Origin of the sequence: Marinospirillum sp. (genome assembly GCF_035271045.1) — a bacterium.
Classification (GTDB): domain Bacteria; phylum Pseudomonadota; class Gammaproteobacteria; order Pseudomonadales; family Halomonadaceae; genus Marinospirillum.
The window spans coordinates 133,977-151,263 of the sequence record NZ_DATESC010000030.1 but is presented as its reverse complement, the minus strand read 5'-3'; the positions used below and the strand labels follow the sequence as shown (position 1 = coordinate 151,263).

General features: G+C 42.9%; 21 protein-coding genes and 2 tRNA genes. 7 read left to right on the top strand and 16 right to left on the bottom strand.

The genetic code is table 11. The annotated features are described in order from the left end of the window. The first annotated feature begins 83 nt into the window (after positions 1-83). The gene (locus VJY63_RS11355) at positions 84-740 is read left to right on the top strand and encodes an HAD family hydrolase (RefSeq protein WP_324050941.1); all 657 of its coding nucleotides are present in this window, start codon (positions 84-86) and stop codon (positions 738-740) included. A 5-nt stretch (positions 741-745) separates the two neighbouring features. Continuing rightward, the gene (tsaA, locus tag VJY63_RS11350) at positions 746-1,435 is read left to right on the top strand and encodes a tRNA (N6-threonylcarbamoyladenosine(37)-N6)-methyltransferase TrmO (protein WP_324050940.1); all 690 of its coding nucleotides are present in this window, start codon (positions 746-748) and stop codon (positions 1,433-1,435) included. A gap of 29 nt (positions 1,436-1,464) precedes the next feature. Here tsaA and purC read toward each other — a convergent pair whose 3' ends face one another. Genes purC through dapA form a run of 4 tightly spaced genes read right to left on the bottom strand, consistent with a single transcriptional unit; the run spans position 1,465 to position 4,903 of the window. Further along, a complete protein-coding gene (purC, locus tag VJY63_RS11345; protein ID WP_324050939.1) occupies positions 1,465-2,178 on the bottom strand; it encodes a phosphoribosylaminoimidazolesuccinocarboxamide synthase in 714 nt (237 codons plus the stop codon). Positions 2,179-2,238: 60 nt separating this feature from the next. Then, positions 2,239-3,024, bottom strand: coding sequence for an MBL fold metallo-hydrolase (locus VJY63_RS11340; RefSeq protein WP_324050938.1), 786 nt, complete (start codon positions 3,022-3,024; stop codon positions 2,239-2,241). Continuing rightward, positions 3,021-4,022 carry a hypothetical protein gene (locus tag VJY63_RS11335; RefSeq protein WP_324050937.1) on the bottom strand — a complete coding sequence of 334 codons (1,002 nt, stop codon included), beginning with the start codon at positions 4,020-4,022 and terminating at the stop codon, positions 3,021-3,023. The genes VJY63_RS11340 and VJY63_RS11335 overlap by 4 nt, the downstream gene beginning before the upstream one ends. After that, positions 4,019-4,903 (bottom strand): 4-hydroxy-tetrahydrodipicolinate synthase, encoded by an 885-nt coding sequence (dapA, locus tag VJY63_RS11330; protein ID WP_324050936.1) that lies wholly within the window; start codon positions 4,901-4,903, stop codon positions 4,019-4,021. The genes VJY63_RS11335 and dapA overlap by 4 nt, the downstream gene beginning before the upstream one ends. A 128-nt stretch (positions 4,904-5,031) precedes the next feature. Here dapA and VJY63_RS11325 point away from each other — a divergent pair, with 128 nt between their 5' ends. Then, positions 5,032-5,493 (top strand): peroxiredoxin, encoded by a 462-nt coding sequence (locus VJY63_RS11325; RefSeq protein ID WP_324050935.1) that lies wholly within the window; start codon positions 5,032-5,034, stop codon positions 5,491-5,493. Positions 5,494-5,512: 19 nt separating this feature from the next. Here the strand turns inward: VJY63_RS11325 and VJY63_RS11320 are convergent, their stop codons facing one another. Next, a complete protein-coding gene (locus tag VJY63_RS11320; protein WP_324050933.1) occupies positions 5,513-6,961 on the bottom strand; it encodes a M48 family metalloprotease in 1,449 nt (482 codons plus the stop codon). A 64-nt stretch (positions 6,962-7,025) separates the two neighbouring features. Between VJY63_RS11320 and VJY63_RS11315 the strand changes: the two genes are divergently transcribed. Next, positions 7,026-7,268, top strand: a complete 243-nt coding sequence (locus VJY63_RS11315) for a sulfurtransferase TusA family protein (protein ID WP_324050932.1) — start codon at positions 7,026-7,028, stop codon at positions 7,266-7,268. A 1-nt stretch (position 7,269) separates the two neighbouring features. Beyond that, positions 7,270-8,370, top strand: coding sequence for an AI-2E family transporter (locus VJY63_RS11310; RefSeq protein WP_324050930.1), 1,101 nt, complete (start codon positions 7,270-7,272; stop codon positions 8,368-8,370). A 45-nt stretch (positions 8,371-8,415) separates the two neighbouring features. Here the strand turns inward: VJY63_RS11310 and nadA are convergent, their stop codons facing one another. From nadA to VJY63_RS11270, 8 genes are all read right to left on the bottom strand, one after another. Then, the gene (nadA, locus tag VJY63_RS11305; protein WP_324050928.1) at positions 8,416-9,450 is read right to left on the bottom strand and encodes a quinolinate synthase NadA; all 1,035 of its coding nucleotides are present in this window, start codon (positions 9,448-9,450) and stop codon (positions 8,416-8,418) included. A 156-nt stretch (positions 9,451-9,606) separates the two neighbouring features. Beyond that, positions 9,607-9,681 (bottom strand) — tRNA-Lys (locus tag VJY63_RS11300). Positions 9,682-9,719: 38 nt separating this feature from the next. Continuing rightward, positions 9,720-9,794, bottom strand: a tRNA-Lys gene (locus VJY63_RS11295). A gap of 80 nt (positions 9,795-9,874) precedes the next feature. Beyond that, positions 9,875-10,768, bottom strand: coding sequence for a 23S rRNA pseudouridine(2605) synthase RluB (gene rluB / locus VJY63_RS11290; protein ID WP_324050926.1), 894 nt, complete (start codon positions 10,766-10,768; stop codon positions 9,875-9,877). A 35-nt stretch (positions 10,769-10,803) separates the two neighbouring features. Next, positions 10,804-11,550: an SMC-Scp complex subunit ScpB gene (scpB, locus tag VJY63_RS11285; protein ID WP_324050925.1), complete on the bottom strand. Its 747-nt coding sequence runs from the start codon at positions 11,548-11,550 to the stop codon at positions 10,804-10,806. Next, positions 11,547-12,365 carry a segregation and condensation protein A gene (locus VJY63_RS11280; protein WP_324050923.1) on the bottom strand — a complete coding sequence of 273 codons (819 nt, stop codon included), beginning with the start codon at positions 12,363-12,365 and terminating at the stop codon, positions 11,547-11,549. The genes scpB and VJY63_RS11280 overlap by 4 nt, the downstream gene beginning before the upstream one ends. Before the next feature lie 3 nt (positions 12,366-12,368). Continuing rightward, positions 12,369-12,992 (bottom strand): L-threonylcarbamoyladenylate synthase, encoded by a 624-nt coding sequence (locus VJY63_RS11275; RefSeq protein WP_324050921.1) that lies wholly within the window; start codon positions 12,990-12,992, stop codon positions 12,369-12,371. A gap of 30 nt (positions 12,993-13,022) precedes the next feature. After that, positions 13,023-13,871 carry a PHP domain-containing protein gene (locus tag VJY63_RS11270; protein WP_324050919.1) on the bottom strand — a complete coding sequence of 283 codons (849 nt, stop codon included), beginning with the start codon at positions 13,869-13,871 and terminating at the stop codon, positions 13,023-13,025. Between the two features lie 60 nt (positions 13,872-13,931). Here VJY63_RS11270 and VJY63_RS11265 point away from each other — a divergent pair, with 60 nt between their 5' ends. Then, the gene (locus tag VJY63_RS11265; protein ID WP_324050917.1) at positions 13,932-14,231 is read left to right on the top strand and encodes a YciI family protein; all 300 of its coding nucleotides are present in this window, start codon (positions 13,932-13,934) and stop codon (positions 14,229-14,231) included. Between the two features lie 19 nt (positions 14,232-14,250). Here VJY63_RS11265 and VJY63_RS11260 read toward each other — a convergent pair whose 3' ends face one another. Further along, the gene (locus tag VJY63_RS11260; protein ID WP_324050916.1) at positions 14,251-15,930 is read right to left on the bottom strand and encodes a FapA family protein; all 1,680 of its coding nucleotides are present in this window, start codon (positions 15,928-15,930) and stop codon (positions 14,251-14,253) included. Between the two features lie 186 nt (positions 15,931-16,116). Between VJY63_RS11260 and VJY63_RS11255 the strand changes: the two genes are divergently transcribed. Further along, positions 16,117-16,506 (top strand): hypothetical protein, encoded by a 390-nt coding sequence (locus VJY63_RS11255; protein ID WP_324050914.1) that lies wholly within the window; start codon positions 16,117-16,119, stop codon positions 16,504-16,506. 31 nt (positions 16,507-16,537) lie between these two features. Here the strand turns inward: VJY63_RS11255 and VJY63_RS11250 are convergent, their stop codons facing one another. Both VJY63_RS11250 and VJY63_RS11245 read right to left on the bottom strand, forming a co-directional pair. Next, positions 16,538-16,852, bottom strand: a complete 315-nt coding sequence (locus VJY63_RS11250; protein WP_324050913.1) for a DMT family transporter — start codon at positions 16,850-16,852, stop codon at positions 16,538-16,540. Continuing rightward, positions 16,849-17,226, bottom strand: a complete 378-nt coding sequence (locus VJY63_RS11245; RefSeq protein ID WP_324050912.1) for a multidrug efflux SMR transporter — start codon at positions 17,224-17,226, stop codon at positions 16,849-16,851. Before VJY63_RS11245 ends, VJY63_RS11250 begins: the two co-directional genes overlap by 4 nt. Between the last annotated feature and the right edge of the window lie 61 nt (positions 17,227-17,287).

The window sequence follows — 17,287 nt, the reverse complement described above, 5'->3', positions numbered from 1 at the left end:
CACAAAGAATGAAAAGTATTCAACTTAACACTGATGTAAAATGTAATAAACCTTCTTAATTTAGTTACTTGGAGTTTAATACCGTGAGTTTAGCTTTGTTTGACCTAGACAACACCTTGATAGCAGGTGACAGCGATCATGCTTGGGGTGAATTTTTGGTAAATAAAGGATTGGTCGATGCTGACGAATATAAAAAAGCCAATGACCGCTACTACGCTGCTTATCAGCAGGGCACTTTAGATATTCACGATTATCTCGCTTTTTCGTTGCGCCCTTTAACCCAGTATTCCACCCAAGCAATGTTGGCTTGGCGTGCGCTGTTTATTGAAGAAAGTATTCTTCCATTGATGCTTCCCAAAGCTGTCGCACTTTTAAACCAGCACCGCGAACAAGGTCATCAAATTTTAATTATTACGGCAACTAACCGTTTTATTACCGAACCCATCGCTCAGTTGCTGGGCGTAGAATCAATGATTGCAGCAGAGCCAGAATTTATTGATGGTAGCTACACTGGAAATATTGTTGGCGTGCCTAGTTTTCAGGAAGGAAAAATTACCCGCTTAAATGAATGGCTAGCCAACAAAGATTTAAGCTTAAAAAATAGCTGGTTTTATAGCGATTCACACAATGATTTGCCGTTACTAGAAATTGTTGATAACCCCGTTGCAGTCAATCCAGACGATACATTACGTGTCCGTGCTAACCAAGCAGGCTGGCCCATTATCAGCCTACGCGACTAAGCAAGATGAGTTGGTCTTTAAAAACACTAGGCATTATGCATTCTTGTTATCAAGAAAAATTTGCTGTGCCTCGGCAACCAGGCCTAGCACCTAGCGCTTATGCCACGCTAGAGCTACTACCGCCTTACAATCTGCCAGAATGCGTTGCAGGCTTAGACGACTTTTCGCACCTATGGGTCAGCTTTATTTTTCACCAAAATATAGATCAAGGCTGGAAACCTAAAGTTCGCCCACCGCGTTTAGGTGGTAATAAAAAGGTCGGTGTATTTGCCAGTCGCTCCACTTTTCGACCTAACGGGTTAGGTTTATCTGTGGTTAAACTAGAAAGCATTGATTTAACTGAAGGGGTAAAACTTCATTTATCGGGTACTGATTTAATTGACGGCACACCCATAGTCGATATTAAGCCCTACATTCCTTGGGTTGATGGTCAGCCTGAAGCCTTTGCAGCGTGGGCGCACGACCCCCCCGAACTGTTGACCGTAAAAATACACGATTTAGCGGAGCAACAATTAGCAGCCCATCCAAAAGGTAGTCAATTAAAGCAACTTATTATTGAAGTATTGGCGCAAAATCCACGACCGGCTTACCAAAAAATAGACCCTAAGCGCATTTATGGCGTAAAACTAGCAGGCTTAGATGTACGCTTTTCTTATCAGTCCGATGCTAGCCTAGAAGTGATAACTGTTTACTAACAGCCATCACTTCTTAAACCCAAAAAAGCCTAGTCGAAGTTAATACCTAAACGACGACCCACTTCTTCATAGGCTTCAACCACGCCACCCAAACCTTGGCGAAAACGGTCTTTGTCAAGTTTTTCACGGGTGGTTTTATCCCATAAGCGGCAACCATCGGGTGAAAATTCATCACCTAAAACAACGTTACCTTTGAAAATACCAAACTCTAATTTATAGTCAACCAACAGCATTCCAGCAGCATCAAACAACTGCTTTAAAATCGTATTTACTTTATAAGTAAGCACTTTCATTTCATCAAGTTGAGGCTGTGTTGCCCAACCAAAAGTAATACACAAGGCTTCGTTAATCATCGGATCGCCTTGTGCATCATTTTTTAAGAATAATTCATAGGTGGGTGGGCTTAGTTCTAAGCCTTCTTCCACACCTAAACGGCGCACTAAACTGCCTGCACTGATATTACGCACTACGCATTCTACCGGCATCATCTTCATGCATTTAACTAAAGAATCACGGTCATTTAAGCGTTTTTCAAAGTGGGTAGGAATGCCTGCTTCTTTTAATTTTTCCATAATAAAGGCGTTAAAAATATTGTTTACCTTGCCTTTACGTTCTAGCTGTTCTTTTTTCTTACCATCAAAAGCACTGGTATCATCACGAAAGTGCATGATTAATAAGTCAGCATCATCCGTTTTATAAACAGACTTGGCTTTACCTGCATAAAGTTCTTCGCGCTTTTCCACAAATTTCTCCGAAAAGGTAGGTCATTGATTAGGTTAAAAATAACAGAGTAAACAAAAATACTAAGCTTGAATATCACGCCAACCAAAACCCTCTGCCTGATCTGCCAAAGCAACCCAGTCAGGCGTAGTATTAATGGCTTCAGCTAGCCTTGTACAAGCCAAGTAAGGTTGGTTATTTTGCTCGCTTAAATGTGAAGCGACTAGATGGGTTAAATGCTTAGTGTCGATTTGCGTTAAAAAATCAGCCGCCTGCTGATTGCTTAAATGACCGAAATCACCCCCCACGCGTTGCTTTAGCGAAGCAGGATAAGGGCCACGCGCCAGCAATACTGGATCATGATTAGCCTCTAATACCAAAGCTTGACAACCACTAAAATGGCGTAATACATGGGGTGTAATGCTACCCAAGTCGGTTAAAACACCTAAACGATTAGCACCGTCACTGATTACAAATTGAATTGGTTCTCGTGCATCATGTGGCACAGTAACGGGGCAAATTTCTAAATCATTAATCGCAAAAGCCGCTTCTGGATTGATGCCACGCCAATCGGGTATTTCGCCTTTAATACGGCCAGAATTGTTAGTGCCACTGGAGGTGTATAAAGGCAACTGATAACGCCTTACCAACGCACCTGCACCGGCAATATGGTCGGTGTGTTCATGGGTAATTAACACAGCAGTTAGTTGTTCAGGTTCTAAACCTAGACGCTGCAAACGGCGTGTTGTTTCTTTCATCGCAAAACCACAGTCAATCAACACATGGGTGCTGCCACAACTAACCAAAGTAGCATTACCTTGACTACCGCTACCCAATGAAGCAAACCTGATTTTGCGACTTTTCCTCAACGCAACTGCCGCTCTAGCCAAGTTAATAACTCTGATTCAACCGCTGACGGTGCTGCTTGGTTTGGGCTAATGTCCAGTACCAGATCCAGCTCTTGACTGTACTCGGTTAAATAAAGTTGATAATGGTGTTCTTCTGGCTTAGGGCCACGGCTAAAGAGGCGAGCAAAAAAACCAGAAGGGCGCAAGTCTTGGGGCACATAGCGAATGTATAAACGGCCTTCGCTGCGGTTAATGTCTTCAAGCATTTGCCAATCGTCGGTAAACTTATCGTCTAAAAGGTTCACCAGTTCTGCCCAGGCGCGTTCGTATTCCAGTTGCATCACCAATACTTGCCTATCATCGCGGTCGGTTAAGCGCACCAGCTGATTGTCTTGTAGCGATTGCGCCTGCAAAGAAACGCTGTGGCTACCTTCACTTAAACTAGCGATCAAAAACTCAGCTAAAGATTTAAGGCGGCTACGGTCATAATCACTCCAAGGCAAATTTCTACCAGCTTCATACGAATTTAAACGTATCTCTGACGTGCCACGGCGTACACCTTGGCGTAAATCCATGCGCTGTGCAGGTAATCGACTCTCTGAATCAGCGGCAAGGGTTAATTCGCCACGGCGTGGACTTGCCGAAACCATCGCTACATCAAGGCTTTCAGCAAAAGCACGTAAGCTAGTCCACACTTCACTGGGGCTACGCATTACCAACAGCCAAGCACCTTGCTCATCAACCCGTTCAGTGACTAAACCTTCCGTTTCATTCATCACCCTTAACGACTCAGGACGAGGTGCTTTTAGCTGAGACTCATTAAAACTACGGTTAGCCTCAGCAATGGGCATTACATCATGCTCAGAATAATTAGCAGGTAAGTCATTTTTTACCTGATGAGCTTGGTGATAGTCACTATTACGATCACGGTACTCACTGCTGCTGCAACCGGCTGTTAGCCCTACTAGCAACAGTAAAGGCGGTATAAACAGGCGCAACGGCAGTTTGGCTAGCGTCATTTTTGTAAAACTCCAGCCAACTGTAAGGCTTCATGAATAGTGGTGTGGTATTTGGTCGATAAAGGCGTTAGCGGTAAACGAATACCGATATCAATTAAGCCCATATCGTAAAGCGCCCACTTGGTAGGAATCGGATTAGATTCAACAAACAAGCCCGTGTTTAAAGGCATTAAACGGGTATTAATTTGATGCGCTTTGCTGCTGTCGCCCGCCATCGCTGCTGCACACATTTCGTGCATTTGCTTAGGTGCAACGTTAGCAGTCACAGAGATATTACCGCTGCCGCCCATTAAAATTAATTCACAAGCGGTGGCATCATCGCCTGAAAAAATCTGAAAATCCGTGCCTGCAACGGCATCAATCAATACTTTGCCACGCTCTAAGTCGCCCGTTGCATCTTTTAAAGCGACAATTTTATCAAGCTGAGCAAGGCGTAATACTGTTTCATTGTGCATATCAACTGCAGTACGGCCGGGCACATTGTAAAGAATAATCGGTAAATCACTGGCTTCAGCAATGGCTTTATAGTGTAGGTACAAGCCTTCTTGCGTGGGTTTGTTGTAGTAAGGTGTGCTGATTAAGCAATAATCAACGCCTACTTTATTAGCGTAACGGGTGAGCGCAATCGCTTCTTTAGTTGAGTTAGAACCTGTACCAGCAATCACGGGAATTTTACCATCAACCCTTGCCACAACTTTGCGAATAACCTCAAAGTGTTCTTCAAAACTTAAGGTAGAAGGTTCACCCGTTGTTCCAGCGGCAACTATACCGTCGGTACCGTTTTCTAGGTGGAAGTCTACCAAACGATCCAATGCAGGCCAATCAACCTCGCCTTGCACTGTCATGGGCGTTACCAAAGCTACTAGGCTGCCTTTAATCATGCCGCTTCTCCAAAAAATTCAGAAATAAAACCTGTGCTCTATTGTCACGCCTCAGGCACTTTGTCTCAAGCAGAAAATTGAGCCTGTGCTATATTTAACGTTAATTTATTGAATAACGGAGCTAAAACATGAGCTTAACGCTAAATCAAACAGTCCCTAATTTCACCGCAGCCGCAACCAGCAATCAGCAAGTTGCTTTAACGGCATTGCAAGGTAAAAAGCTTGTGTTGTATTTTTACCCTAAAGATAGCACGCCCGGTTGTACCACCCAAGGTGGTAACTTTCGTGACTTATACAACGAATTTCAAGCCGCCAATACTGAAATTTTTGGCATCTCGCGGGATAGCCTTAAAAGCCACGAAAAATTCAAAGCTAAACAAAGCTATCCTTTTGAATTAATCAGTGACGAAGACGAAGCCTTGTGCCAATTGTTTGATGTGCTGAAACTAAAAAAGCTGTTTGGCAAAGAATACATGGGCATTGAACGCAGCACCTTTTTAATTGATGAGACCGGTAAGCTGGTTAAAGAATGGCGTAAAGTTAAAGTAGCTGGGCACGTTCAAGCAGTGCTAGCAGCGGTTAAAAGCTAATAGCGGCAGCAAACTCAAACTACATTTCCATTAAGCTGCGTAGGTTTTCTAATTCCCTACGCCGCTCACGAATGGACGACTGCACCACCCAAGGCTGATTTTGTAAACGAGCTTGTTCTAACGCTAAATCCAGTTGTGTAAAGGCTTGTTTAAACTGCCCATTCAATTGAAAGTATTCTGCCCTAGCGCGATGTAGTTGAATTTGTTTATCAACTTTACCGGCTGCTTCTGCTAGCTGAAACCAGACAGCAGGGTCTTTAGGGCGAGCTTGACTTAGCTGCTGCAACACACGCAAGGCTTGACTCCACTGTTGCTGGCGACTAAAAACATCTGCCCGTAGCTGTTGTGCTGGGTAATAACTGGGTGCATAAAGCAACAAATCATCCAGCTTATTGATAGCAGCATCCCCACGCTCTATTTCAGCTAAGGCTTCGGCATACAAATACTGCATCAATAACCAATCCGGCGCTTGATTCGCCAAATCAGCTATAAGCGCCAAATACTCATCCAGTTTTTTATTAGATTTAGCACGCAATGCATTAGCATATTGCAAAGACTCTGTTGAATTTTGTTGGCGTGAAAATAAGCTATAGGCATCATCAGGGTTGGCGTATTGGTGAAAAATTACCCGCGCCCGAATCATTTCATAATCTTTACCAGCAATTCGCGCTACCTGTTTAGATTGCTGATCGGCGCGTGCCTGAACATCAGCAATGCGCGATTCCGTTAAAGGGTGAGTTAAAAGAAACTCGGGCGGCCTGCCACTTAGGCTAGCAATGCGCTGCATTTGTGCAAACATTTGTGGCATGGCTTCAGGCGAATAACCTGCTGCAACAAGGGTTTCCATACCAATACGGTCGGCCTCTTGTTCATAGCCACGACTCCAAGCCAGCTGATTTTGAATAGCGGCTGCTTGAGTACCAGCAATAGCGGCAATACCTGCATTGGCATGACCTTGGCTAGCCACTAGAATACCAGCCAATAAACCGGCCATCGTTTTCCATTGCACATCTTGCGAAGCTTGTACTCGCCGCGCAAAATGCCGCTGACTAATGTGCGCTAATTCATGAGCAATAACAGAAACAAACTCATCTTCATAAGGCGCAAAAGTAAACAGCCCAGTATTAATCCCTACGACACCACCAGGCACAGCAAAAGCATTTAACTGGCGCTGATCAACCAATAATACATCTAACGACTTCTCTTCAAGGTGACGATTCCAAGTGGCTAGGCTTTGAATTAAGCGCTCAGTATAATCTTGCGTTAAAGGATCGTCATACAACTTAGTTTGTGAACGAAATTGCCGCAGCCAACCCTGCCCCAACAGCTTTTCTTGGTTAAGGCTAATATCGTAAAAACTAGACAAACCAAGACTAGGCAATTCTGGCCCTTCTGCTGTTATACTTTGTTGCGGAATAAAAATAAGCAAAGCAAACGCTAGATAAATCAATGGGTTATTTTGATGCATTATTAGTTTTTTCTGGTAATGGCTTGGGTATCAAAACATTTCTTATAAGACAAGGTTAAGCCTCATGAATTCAGAAGATAGTTATGACCAGTATTTAGATACTCGTAACCTTAGTTGCCCTTTGCCTTTGCTTAAAGCAAAACAATGCCTTAACACGTTAAGTATCGGCCAAGTGTTGTTTGTGCAAACCACTGACCCTGGTTCTTGGAATGATTTTGCAAGCTATGCCGAATTAAGTAAACACCAATTAGTTAGCCGTAAAAAACTAGGTAACACCTTCCACTTTTTATTACAAAAAGGAGAATAAAATGTCTTTTCGTGATGTAACACTTAACTGGCTACACCGTTATTTTTCTGATGAGGAAGCCGTTATTTTTGCGCTGCTTATCGGTTTTTTCTTTACGGCATTGTTTTTCTTTGGCGCTATGTTACTGCCTTTTTTAAGCGCCATCGTTTTTTCTTATTTGCTACAAGGGATAATAACGCCTTTAAAAAAGTACTTCAAAGTACCTGAATTTTTAGCTGTTTTGCTGGCTTTTAGTTTGTTTATGGGCATTTTGCTAACACTTATTTTTTGGATTTTTCCGCTGCTATGGAATCAATCATTAAGCTTAGCGCGCGAGCTTCCAGTTATGGTTAAGGCCATGCAAGTTTGGATCGATCAACTGCACAAAGCTTATCCACAGCTAATTACCCAACAGCAAGCCAGTAATCTACTTAACGAAGCCGTGAATGATATGCGAATGCTGGGGCAAACCTTGGTATCTTTTTCACTCGCCAGCATTCCTAATTTAATTGCTTCATTAATTTACCTAATTCTAGTACCCATTTTAGTATTTTTCATGCTGAAAGATAAGCGCCAGCTTGTTAGTTTTATTACTTCATTAATGCCTAGAAAAAGAACGCTGATGACGCAAGTTTGGCATGAAATTGATGCTCAAATAGCCAATTATATTCGTGGCAAGGCATTAGAAATCATTGTTGTGGCAACGGTTAGCTGGGTTAGCTTTATGTTTTTAGGATTAAATTACGCCGAACTACTCGCACTTTTGGTAGGGTTATCAGTATTAGTGCCTTACATAGGCGCAACGGTAGCAACCTTGCCAATAGCTTTAGTGGCTTTCTTTCAGTTTGGATTTAGCAGTGAATTTATGTGGGTAATAGGCGTTTATGGAGTGATTCAGGCCCTAGACGGAAACGTGTTAGTGCCCCTACTCTTTTCTGAAGCGGTCAACTTGCATCCAGTTTCAATTATTTTAGCAGTGCTTTTCTTTGGTGGCTTATGGGGCTTCTGGGGTGTTTTCTTTGCCATTCCTTTAGCAACCATGTTTAAAGCTATTTTTAATGCTTGGCCCACGGCTTTTTATCCTGAAGAAAAACAACCAGCACAACTGGCTCAGCTAGATTAAACGCATTCAATTAAAGGCTGCTTAATCGCAGCCTTTTTTTTGTATTTAATCTTTAGGAAAATCAAGCATTTTTTGCAGCGGCACTAACGCTTTTTGAATCAGTTCAGCAGCAACCAAAATCTCATCGCTACCCTCACGTAACGAATGTCCCATACGCTCTAGGCTATTCATTGCCATCCAAGGACAGTGAGCGCAACTACGGCACGCAGCGCCATTACCCGCCGTTGGTGCTTCCAAAAAACGCTTAGCAGGGTTTTGTTGCTGCATTTTATAAAAAATACCGCGATCCGTTGCCACAATAAAAGTATCGTTAGGCAACTCACCTGCCGCTTTTAATAGCTGGCTGGTAGAACCTGTTACATCGGCAACATCCACTACACTTGCCGGTGATTCTGGGTGAACCAGCACCGCTGCAGTTGGGTGGATTTTTTTAAGATCCAAAATACCTTTAGCTTTAAATTCTTCATGCACGATACAAGCACCGTCCCACAAGAGCATTTGTGCGCCAGTTTGACGGCAAATATAATCACCTAAGTGCTTGTCGGGTGCCCAAAGAATTTTTTTACCTTGTTCGTGTAAATGCGAAACAACCTGCAAAGCGATACTTGAAGTCACCACCCAATCAGCACGCGCTTTTACCGCTGCTGAAGTATTGGCATACACAACCACTGTATGGTCAGGGTGTTCATCACAAAACTGGCTGAATTCATCTACATCACAACCAATGTCTAGCGAGCAAGTTGCTTCTAAGGTTGGCATTAATACACGTTTTTCAGGCGAAAGGATTTTGGCGGTTTCGCCCATAAAGCGCACACCAGCCACCACTAAAGTTTGAGCTGGATGCCTTGCACCAAAACGCGCCATTTCTAAAGAGTCGCCAATAAAGCCGCCCGTTTCTTCTGCTAAGGCTTGAATGATTGGGCTGGTGTAATAGTGTGCAATGAGCACAGCGTTGTGCTCAGTAAGCAATTGCTTTACCTGTTCACGCTGTCTATTTTCATCCATCTCAGAAAGACTAGCTGACGGGGTCGCGTGGGAAAGGTGCTCACGCACCAATAACTGATCATAAACACTGTTCATTTTAGGCGAATATCATTGTTCTTAATAATGGGTTAATAACGAATGATAGCATAATGCCAAAGTCGTAACCCAATACAAAGCTTATTCGTAGTGTAGAAAGTGTAAAAATTTAGGCATAAAAAAAACCGCCCTAAAATAAGGCGGTTTTTTAAAATCTGGTGGGTCGTGAGGGATTCGAACCTTCGACCAATTGGTTAAAAGCCAACTGCTCTACCACTGAGCTAACGACCCAGATTAGGGTGTACTTTAACCTGTACTTAGGCTTGCGTTGGTGGGTCGTGAGGGATTCGAACCTTCGACCAATTGGTTAAAAGCCAACTGCTCTACCACTGAGCTAACGACCCCCTTAACGCGGCGCATATAGTAACTTTTCTGGGGATTATTGCAACCCCTTAAAGCAAAATAATTCTAAAATAATGCATATTTATTTAGTTCGACGACCAATCGCATGAACAGGTTTACGTGAATGACCACGATTTTTTTGTCCAGGACGCCCAGTGGGTATGGCTTCAACTGCTTTCTTAGCAAGGCCACCCAAACCAGAAAGGTCATCCACTTCTGTTTGCGTTAATTCAATCCACTCACCCATTTTTGTGCGCTTATCTAAAGAAATATTGCCATAGCGAACGCGTTTTAGACGGCTAACGGTTACACCTTGTGATTCCCATAAACGACGAACTTCACGATTACGCCCTTCATTGATTACAACGTGGTACCAAACGTTAATGCCTTCACCGCCCACCAATTGAATGGCAGAAAAACTGGCCAAGCCATCTTCTAACATCACACCATCGCGCATAGCCTGCAACATTTCATCCGTGACTTCACCCATCACACGTACGGCGTATTCACGCTCAACTTGGTGCGAAGGATGCATTAAACGGTTAGCCAGCTCGCCATCATTGGTAAACAACAACAAGCCTGCAGTATTAATGTCTAAACGACCTATCGCAATCCAACGCTCACCACGCAACTTTGGCAAGTGGTCAAACACCGTGCGACGGCCCTCAGGGTCCTTACGCGTCACCAGCTCGCCTTCTGGCTTGTTATACATGATAACCCTGCGAGGTAGATCACTTTCAGCTTTAAGCTGCACTGGACGGCCTTTAACAGTGACTTGATCTTGCTCGCCGATACGATCACCCAAAACAGCGGTACGACCATTAATAGTGACTAAACCTGCATCAATCACTGTTTCCATTTCGCGGCGCGAACCTAAACCAGAACGCGCTAACACTTTTTGCAATTTTTCAGTTTTTTCTGGCACAACTTCTGTTACTACATTTTTAGAAGCATTAAAATATTGTTTATTTTTCATGGGTGTTCACACACGGTAAGAAAATGGGTGGAGAGTTAGTCTCCGTCGGTTTTAAAACGCGCTGCTAAATCAGCAAAAGTTAGCTCTTTAACATCGGGTAAATTTTTATCTAGCAAATCACCAAAGCTTACCGATTCATCGACTTGATTATCGGTTTCATTAGCCACTTTATCATCCTCTAAATCTAACAAAGGTGAATGCAATGTTTGGTCTAAATCATCTTGCCATTCTTGCTGCTCATTTTCTGCTAGCGCACGCAAAGCAGCAAGTGTTGGCAGCTCATTTAAGCTTTTTAAATTAAAATAATCTAAAAAATGCCGTGTAGTGGCATAAAGCGCTGGTCTACCAGGGGCTTCACGGTGTCCAATCACTCTTATCCACTCCCTTTCTTCAAGAGTACGAATGATTTGTGAACCCACGCTTACACCCCGCACATCTTCAATTTCACTGCGGGTTACTGGCTGTCGATACGCAATTAACGACAGTGTTTCTAATAACGCACGCGAATAACGTGGTGGTTTTTCATCCCATAATCGGCTAACCCAAGGTGCATAATCCGCCTTAATTTGGTAACGAAAACCACCCGCGACTTCAATTAATTCTTGGCTAGAATCAGCCGCCTCTTGTTGCAAAATTGCCAAAACTTCGCGCAGTTTATAAGGGTATGGACGCTGATATTCATCAAATATCGCTGCAAGCTGTTCAAGTGTTAAAGGTGTTTTTGCCGCTAACAATAAAGCCTGCACAATGCGCGTTAATTGCGGCAAAGAAAATTCATTCATTCAAAAATTTCGTCTTTTATCTTTATGTGAATCATTGCAAATAACTGGGTTTGGACTAGCTCAACTAACTGTTCTTTAACCAATTCTAATAATGCTAAAAAAGTAACGACCCAACCTTGGCGACCTTCCGTTAAATCAAATAGTGCGTCAAAAGCTAGGTAATTCGATGCGGCTTTTAAAGTGTCTAAAACCTGCGTCATGCGTTCACGAATCGACAATGGTTCACGGCTAACTTGGTGATGTACCAATAGATCAGAGCGCTGCATTAAACGCGCAAAAGCCAGCAGAACTTCTTGCAAATCAACGTCAGGATGCAGCACACGGCTTTCTAAACTTGGCAAACTTGGATTAACGGGAAAAATATCGCGCTCTTGGCGTGGTAAATCATCTAAACGCTCAGCAGCGGTTTTAAAGCGCTCATACTCAAGCAAGCGACGAATTAACTCAGCGCGTGGGTCTTCTTCACAGACTTCATCTAGCACGGCATGGCGCGGTAATAAACTTTGTGATTTTATTTCAGCTAACAAGGCTGCCATGACTAGGTATTCGGCAGCGAGTTCTATTTTTAAATCTTGCATTAAATCTAAATAGCCAATGTACTGACGAGTAATTTCAGCCACATTAATGGTTAGAATATCGAGATTATGCTTACGAATTAAATAGAGCAATAAATCCAGTGGGCCTTCAAAAGTCTCTAAAAAAACCCTTAATGCCTCGGGTGGAATAAATAAACCTTCTGGCAGTTGCGTATATGGCTCACCATCAACCTTAGCTAAAAGTTCTAATTGCACAGGCTTAGCTAAGGTTGACGACACGGATTAACCACCAAAAGCCGATAAATCACCTCGACCTTCACGGGTAATTTCTGGTACGCCCGTGCAAAGATTGATAACAGAAGTGGGTTCAATAGAACAAGTACCACCGTCGATAACCAAATCAACCAACTTACCTAAACGCTCTTGAATGGTTTGTGCATCAAATAAAGGGAATTCTTCATCAGGCATAATCAGCGTAACACTCATCATTGCTGTGCCAAGTTCAGCCAATAAAGCACGGGTTAACGTATGGTCAGGCACACGCAAGCCTATAGTACGACGCTTAGGGTGCAGCAGCAGGCGTGGCACTTCATTGGTGGCATTTAAAATAAACGTATAAGGGCCAGGCGTGGTGTTTTTAAGCAGTCGAAATACCGCATTATCAACTTTGGCATAGGTCGACAAGTCGGATAAATCGGCACACATCAAGGTAAAGTTATGCTTATCATCAAGGTTACGAATACGCTTAATTCGCTCAACGGCTTTTTTTTCACCCACGCAACAACCCAGTGCATAAGCAGAATCGGTTGGGTAAGCAATCACACCACCTTCGCGCAAAATAGTGACGGCTTGCTGAATAAACCTGTGCTGTGGATTGTCTGGGTGTATTTCAAAAAATTGGCTCATAAATAATCACTCTAAAGTTAAATACTTCACTTAACGATTAAAAACTTGACTTAAAGGAATGCAAGTATCCGGTAACGCAGCATAACGACCCGGTGCAGGACAGATAATCCCCGGATGATGGAAGTCACTGCCCCAAGTTGATTTAAGCTGTAACTCTTGTGTTAAGCGCACTAAACTTTGGGTTTGTTGAGGATCTTGCTGACCACTCACCACTTCAATGGCATGACCACCCGCTTCAGCAAAAGCCACAACTAAGCGCTTACGCTTACTGCGCGTTAATTTATAATGCTGAGGGTGCGCTAAGCTAACAAAAGCGCCGGTTTCAACTAACCAAGGCACGGCTTCGCTTAGCAGTTTCCAATGGCCTTTAATATCGCCAAGTTTACCGCTGCCTAACCATTTACGAAAAGCCTGACTGTGGTTAGTCACATAGCCTGCAGCCACCATCGCTTCCGCAAAATGTGGGCGACCCGGTACACCACCGTTAGAATATTTTAGTACTGTTGCTAATTCAAGCGGCGCTGCTGTTTTTGCTAGGCGCTCAATGATTTGTTCTGCGCGACTCCAGCGGGCTTTACGCTGTGCTTCGGCTAAATCATGGGCCGCTTGATTTAAGCCTTGTGGCCACAAAGCCACTAGGTGAATAGTAATGCCCAGCCAGTTACAAGAAAATTCCATAGCGGGTATTAAGCGTATACCTTGCTGCTCAGCAGCAGCAGTGGCTTCTGCTACGCCGTCGAAGGTATCATGGTCGGTCAGCGCCAACTCTTTAATGCCCTGTTCAGCAGCAAAAACCATTAGTGCAGTGGGGCTTAACGAACCGTCTGATGCGGTGGAATGCATATGATAATCGCATTCTTGAATCAATAAAGAAGACATAACAACCACTGATTACTTTTAAGGCAATCAGATTAACATTTTTGTAAGGAGAACAGTTGAATGTTTTATGCACTTATTTGCACCGACAAACCCAACACATTGCAACAAAGAATGCAGGCAAGGCCTGAACACCTAGCCCGCTTAGCGGTGTTGCGTGATGAAGGGCGTTTATTACTGGCAGGCCCTAATCCAGCCATTGACAGTGAAAACCCAGGGGATGCAGGTTTTACTGGCAGTTTAGTGGTAGCAGAATTTACTAGCCTAGAAGCAGCGCAAGTTTGGGCTGATGCTGACCCCTATGTTGCAGCCGGTGTTTATCAGCAAGTCAGCATTAAACCTTTTAAGAAAGTGCTACCTTAAAACAGCTTGCTTAAATCAATTATTGGCGGGTTTGTACCTGCCCATCTTGTAAATAAAAAGTCACTTTATCTAACTCTTTGTTTACTTCAAGGTGCGAACCTGCTAAAGCAATAAAAGTACCCGGATAAGCCCGTTGTTTAACGACCACTTTAGCAGCGTAAAAGCGTTTTAATTGCTCTTCCATCACCACTAAAGCTGCGTTAAGCTGGTGCGCTTCTTCTTGTATTTTTTCTTTAGTTGCAATGAGCTTATCTTTCATCTTTAAAACTTCAGCACGGCCTTTTTGACGCACTTTACGTGCTAGCTCAATAAGCTGGTATTTTTTATCATCTATTTTATTCAGCATTGCCAATAAAGCCGTGTATTGCATTTGTAACTCAGCACACTCACCCACTTCTAAACGGGTTTCGCTATAAGCAATCGCACCGCTAGTATTTAGCTCAATATAATCAACCGCTTTCATACTACCGCCCACAACCCGTCCTTTCCCCAGCACCTGAATAAAACTACCCGACGTTAGCTTAGAGTGCATCACTTGGTTACTAATAATAATTTCGTGACCTGCTTCCATCACCGCTTCATGCGCGAAACGTGCCTTAATACTGTAGGCTGCTTTTAGTGCCGCTTTTCCCGTTGTAAATTCTGCATTTTGATGACCTATAGCGCCACCAATAAGTTCTATATGACCGCCGGCTTTAATAAAAGCGGCATCAATAATACCACCAATTTTTATATCGCCCGTTGCCACCACCTGCATACCATCACGCACATCACCTTTAATCTCAATACTGCCTCGGTAACGCACATGGCCGGTAGACAAATCAACATTATCAATCTTTAAAGTTTGCTCGATTTGAGCACCTTTATCATAAAGCACTGGCAAACCAGCGACAGCGGCAACCAAAAGATCCTCATCAGCTTCAGACATTTTTACACTGGCATCTTTAATGCGAAACTGAATATCTTTACCATCTTTAGCACGAATAACTTTACCGTTCACCGTCATGCCTGGCTTGCCTTTAGTGGGCGGATAACGCCTTAACAAAGGTGTTTCTTCTTCTATATAAGGAAAGTCACCTTTTTCAAGGTAATGCATTCGGCCGTGCTCGTCTTCCAAAGGTCGACGGTCAGAAGCGTCTTCTATTAACACTTCTAAACTAGCATCTTGACCATTAATGTGGATTTCACCATAAGCGATAACCGTGCAATAACTATTGCCCGTGTTACGTAAATTAATTGCCAGTTTAGGGTTAATTAGTTCATCTAAAATACCCTCAATTAAACCTTCAATAATTTTAGATTTTCTAATTGCTTCATCTAAAACTTCACGATTAACAGGCTTGCCCAAACCTTGAGCGCCATACAGCACCATGCCAGCTAAAAGCTTATCAGGGCTTAAAAAAACCTCAACATGGGCATCTTGCGGAATACTAATGCAACTAAGCTGCGGTTGACGACGACGTATAGCATCTAAAAAAACGGCTATATTGGCAGCAATCAGTGGGTAGTCTTCAGGCAAATAACCCGCATCAAAAGTAAGTGAGGTAAATTGCTCAATACTCAGTTCACGCGTTGCTTCTTGTGGATTAAACTCTACCCATAACTCATGGTTGTCTTTTACACTAAAAACGATACCTAGCCGATCAAGCGTTGGCAGTTCGGTGGGTTGAGTGTTATTTTTGTCGACTTTTTTATCCATAAAACCACCCCAATATAAAACCACCAATCAAAATATAATCCAAGCTAGCATATTTTGTTAATACCACAAGCAAAAAATATAAGTGCGGCTGATAGCGTCAGCTATTTAATCTTTCCTAATAGATCAATTTAAAGGTAAGCTGGCTCACCATTCTAAGTAAGCATTAAAACAAAAGGAGAGAAATGCATGAGTCAAATATTAAGCATTGCATTAATTGGGGCTGGACGAACAGGAACACCGCTACTACAAGACTTATTGAAATATGACTACATTAATATTCTTGGTGTTGCGGATGTGGACGCTCAATCACCTGGTATGCAACTAGCAGCCGAGCAAAAAATCCCTTGCTTTACCGACCCAATGGCGCTGGTTAAAGCAGCAGAACAAGTTGATATATTGGTTGAAGTTTCAGGTGACTTACAGTTAAAAGAGCGCATTAAAAGCCACTACGAAGAAACTAATAACCGCAAAACACTGATTATGCATGATTTAATCGCGCGTTTACTTATCAGCCTTTGCAGCGGCAGTAGCGAATTAACGGCTTCCTTTCACCCTGAAGATCAGGGCATAGGCTAGCAACACTGAAAGCCTAAAATGCTCTACAGCCTTAAAGCTGTAGGGCAACAATACCAATAATAATAAAAATAACACCAATCACGCCCTGTTTACCCAAGCGAGACTTGAAGACAAAACGGTCGATTAATACCGTACCTAGCACACCTAAGCCACCCCAAACAGAATAAGCAATGCCCAAAGGTATATAACGCACCACAAAACTTAGCAACACAAAGGCTGCAATCAGCGCTAACAAACCAACGATACCCCAAGCCATGCGCTTAAAGCCTTTTGAACGCTTAACGCAATAAGTTGCAACTAAATCTAAAGAAACCGAACCCAACAATAAAGACACTGGAATAATCATACTGCTAACTCCTTAGCGACATGAATAACACCTTGTTCTTTTTCTTGTTCTTTAGGTCCTTTATCAAAAGTCACCAAAATTAAACCAAACATCATTAAGGCAACACTTAGCATCTCGCCAGTACTTAATTTTTCACCAAAAAAAAGTACACCAGCTAACCCAATTAAAAATAAGCCAAGACCTTCCCAAATAGCATAAGAGATAGCTAAAGGAATACGAATAATTGCACGTGAGAAAGCATAAAAGGAAAAGGTGACCATCACAGCCATTAATAAATAACCCAGCACAGGTGAACTGGTCGTGGCGAATTTCATGCCGATAGTACTAATAACTTCAGCAAGAACGGCTAAAGCAAGCATTATCCAATAATACATTTTAAAACCCCTTTAGGGATTCTCTGAAAAAACACTGCTAATAAATAACGTAATAAATCAG

Coding starts and splice junctions, on each gene's coding strand:
- tsaA (WP_324050940.1), top strand. CDS start 746: ATGAGTTGGTCTTTAAAAACACTAGGCATTATGCATTCTTGTTATCAA.
- VJY63_RS11265 (WP_324050917.1), top strand. CDS start 13,932: ATGTTTTATGCACTTATTTGCACCGACAAACCCAACACATTGCAACAA.
- dapA (WP_324050936.1), bottom strand. CDS start 4,903: ATGATTAAAGGCAGCCTAGTAGCTTTGGTAACGCCCATGACAGTGCAA.
- rluB (WP_324050926.1), bottom strand. CDS start 10,768: ATGAAAAATAAACAATATTTTAATGCTTCTAAAAATGTAGTAACAGAA.
- VJY63_RS11325 (WP_324050935.1), top strand. CDS start 5,032: ATGAGCTTAACGCTAAATCAAACAGTCCCTAATTTCACCGCAGCCGCA.
- VJY63_RS11320 (WP_324050933.1), bottom strand. CDS start 6,961: ATGCATCAAAATAACCCATTGATTTATCTAGCGTTTGCTTTGCTTATT.
- VJY63_RS11250 (WP_324050913.1), bottom strand. CDS start 16,852: ATGATTATTCCAGTGTCTTTATTGTTGGGTTCGGTTTCTTTAGATTTA.
- VJY63_RS11275 (WP_324050921.1), bottom strand. CDS start 12,992: ATGAGCCAATTTTTTGAAATACACCCAGACAATCCACAGCACAGGTTT.
- VJY63_RS11245 (WP_324050912.1), bottom strand. CDS start 17,226: ATGTATTATTGGATAATGCTTGCTTTAGCCGTTCTTGCTGAAGTTATT.
- scpB (WP_324050925.1), bottom strand. CDS start 11,550: ATGAATGAATTTTCTTTGCCGCAATTAACGCGCATTGTGCAGGCTTTA.
- VJY63_RS11315 (WP_324050932.1), top strand. CDS start 7,026: ATGAATTCAGAAGATAGTTATGACCAGTATTTAGATACTCGTAACCTT.
- VJY63_RS11335 (WP_324050937.1), bottom strand. CDS start 4,022: ATGACGCTAGCCAAACTGCCGTTGCGCCTGTTTATACCGCCTTTACTG.
- VJY63_RS11310 (WP_324050930.1), top strand. CDS start 7,270: ATGTCTTTTCGTGATGTAACACTTAACTGGCTACACCGTTATTTTTCT.
- VJY63_RS11270 (WP_324050919.1), bottom strand. CDS start 13,871: ATGTCTTCTTTATTGATTCAAGAATGCGATTATCATATGCATTCCACC.
- VJY63_RS11260 (WP_324050916.1), bottom strand. CDS start 15,930: ATGGATAAAAAAGTCGACAAAAATAACACTCAACCCACCGAACTGCCA.
- VJY63_RS11255 (WP_324050914.1), top strand. CDS start 16,117: ATGAGTCAAATATTAAGCATTGCATTAATTGGGGCTGGACGAACAGGA.
- nadA (WP_324050928.1), bottom strand. CDS start 9,450: ATGAACAGTGTTTATGATCAGTTATTGGTGCGTGAGCACCTTTCCCAC.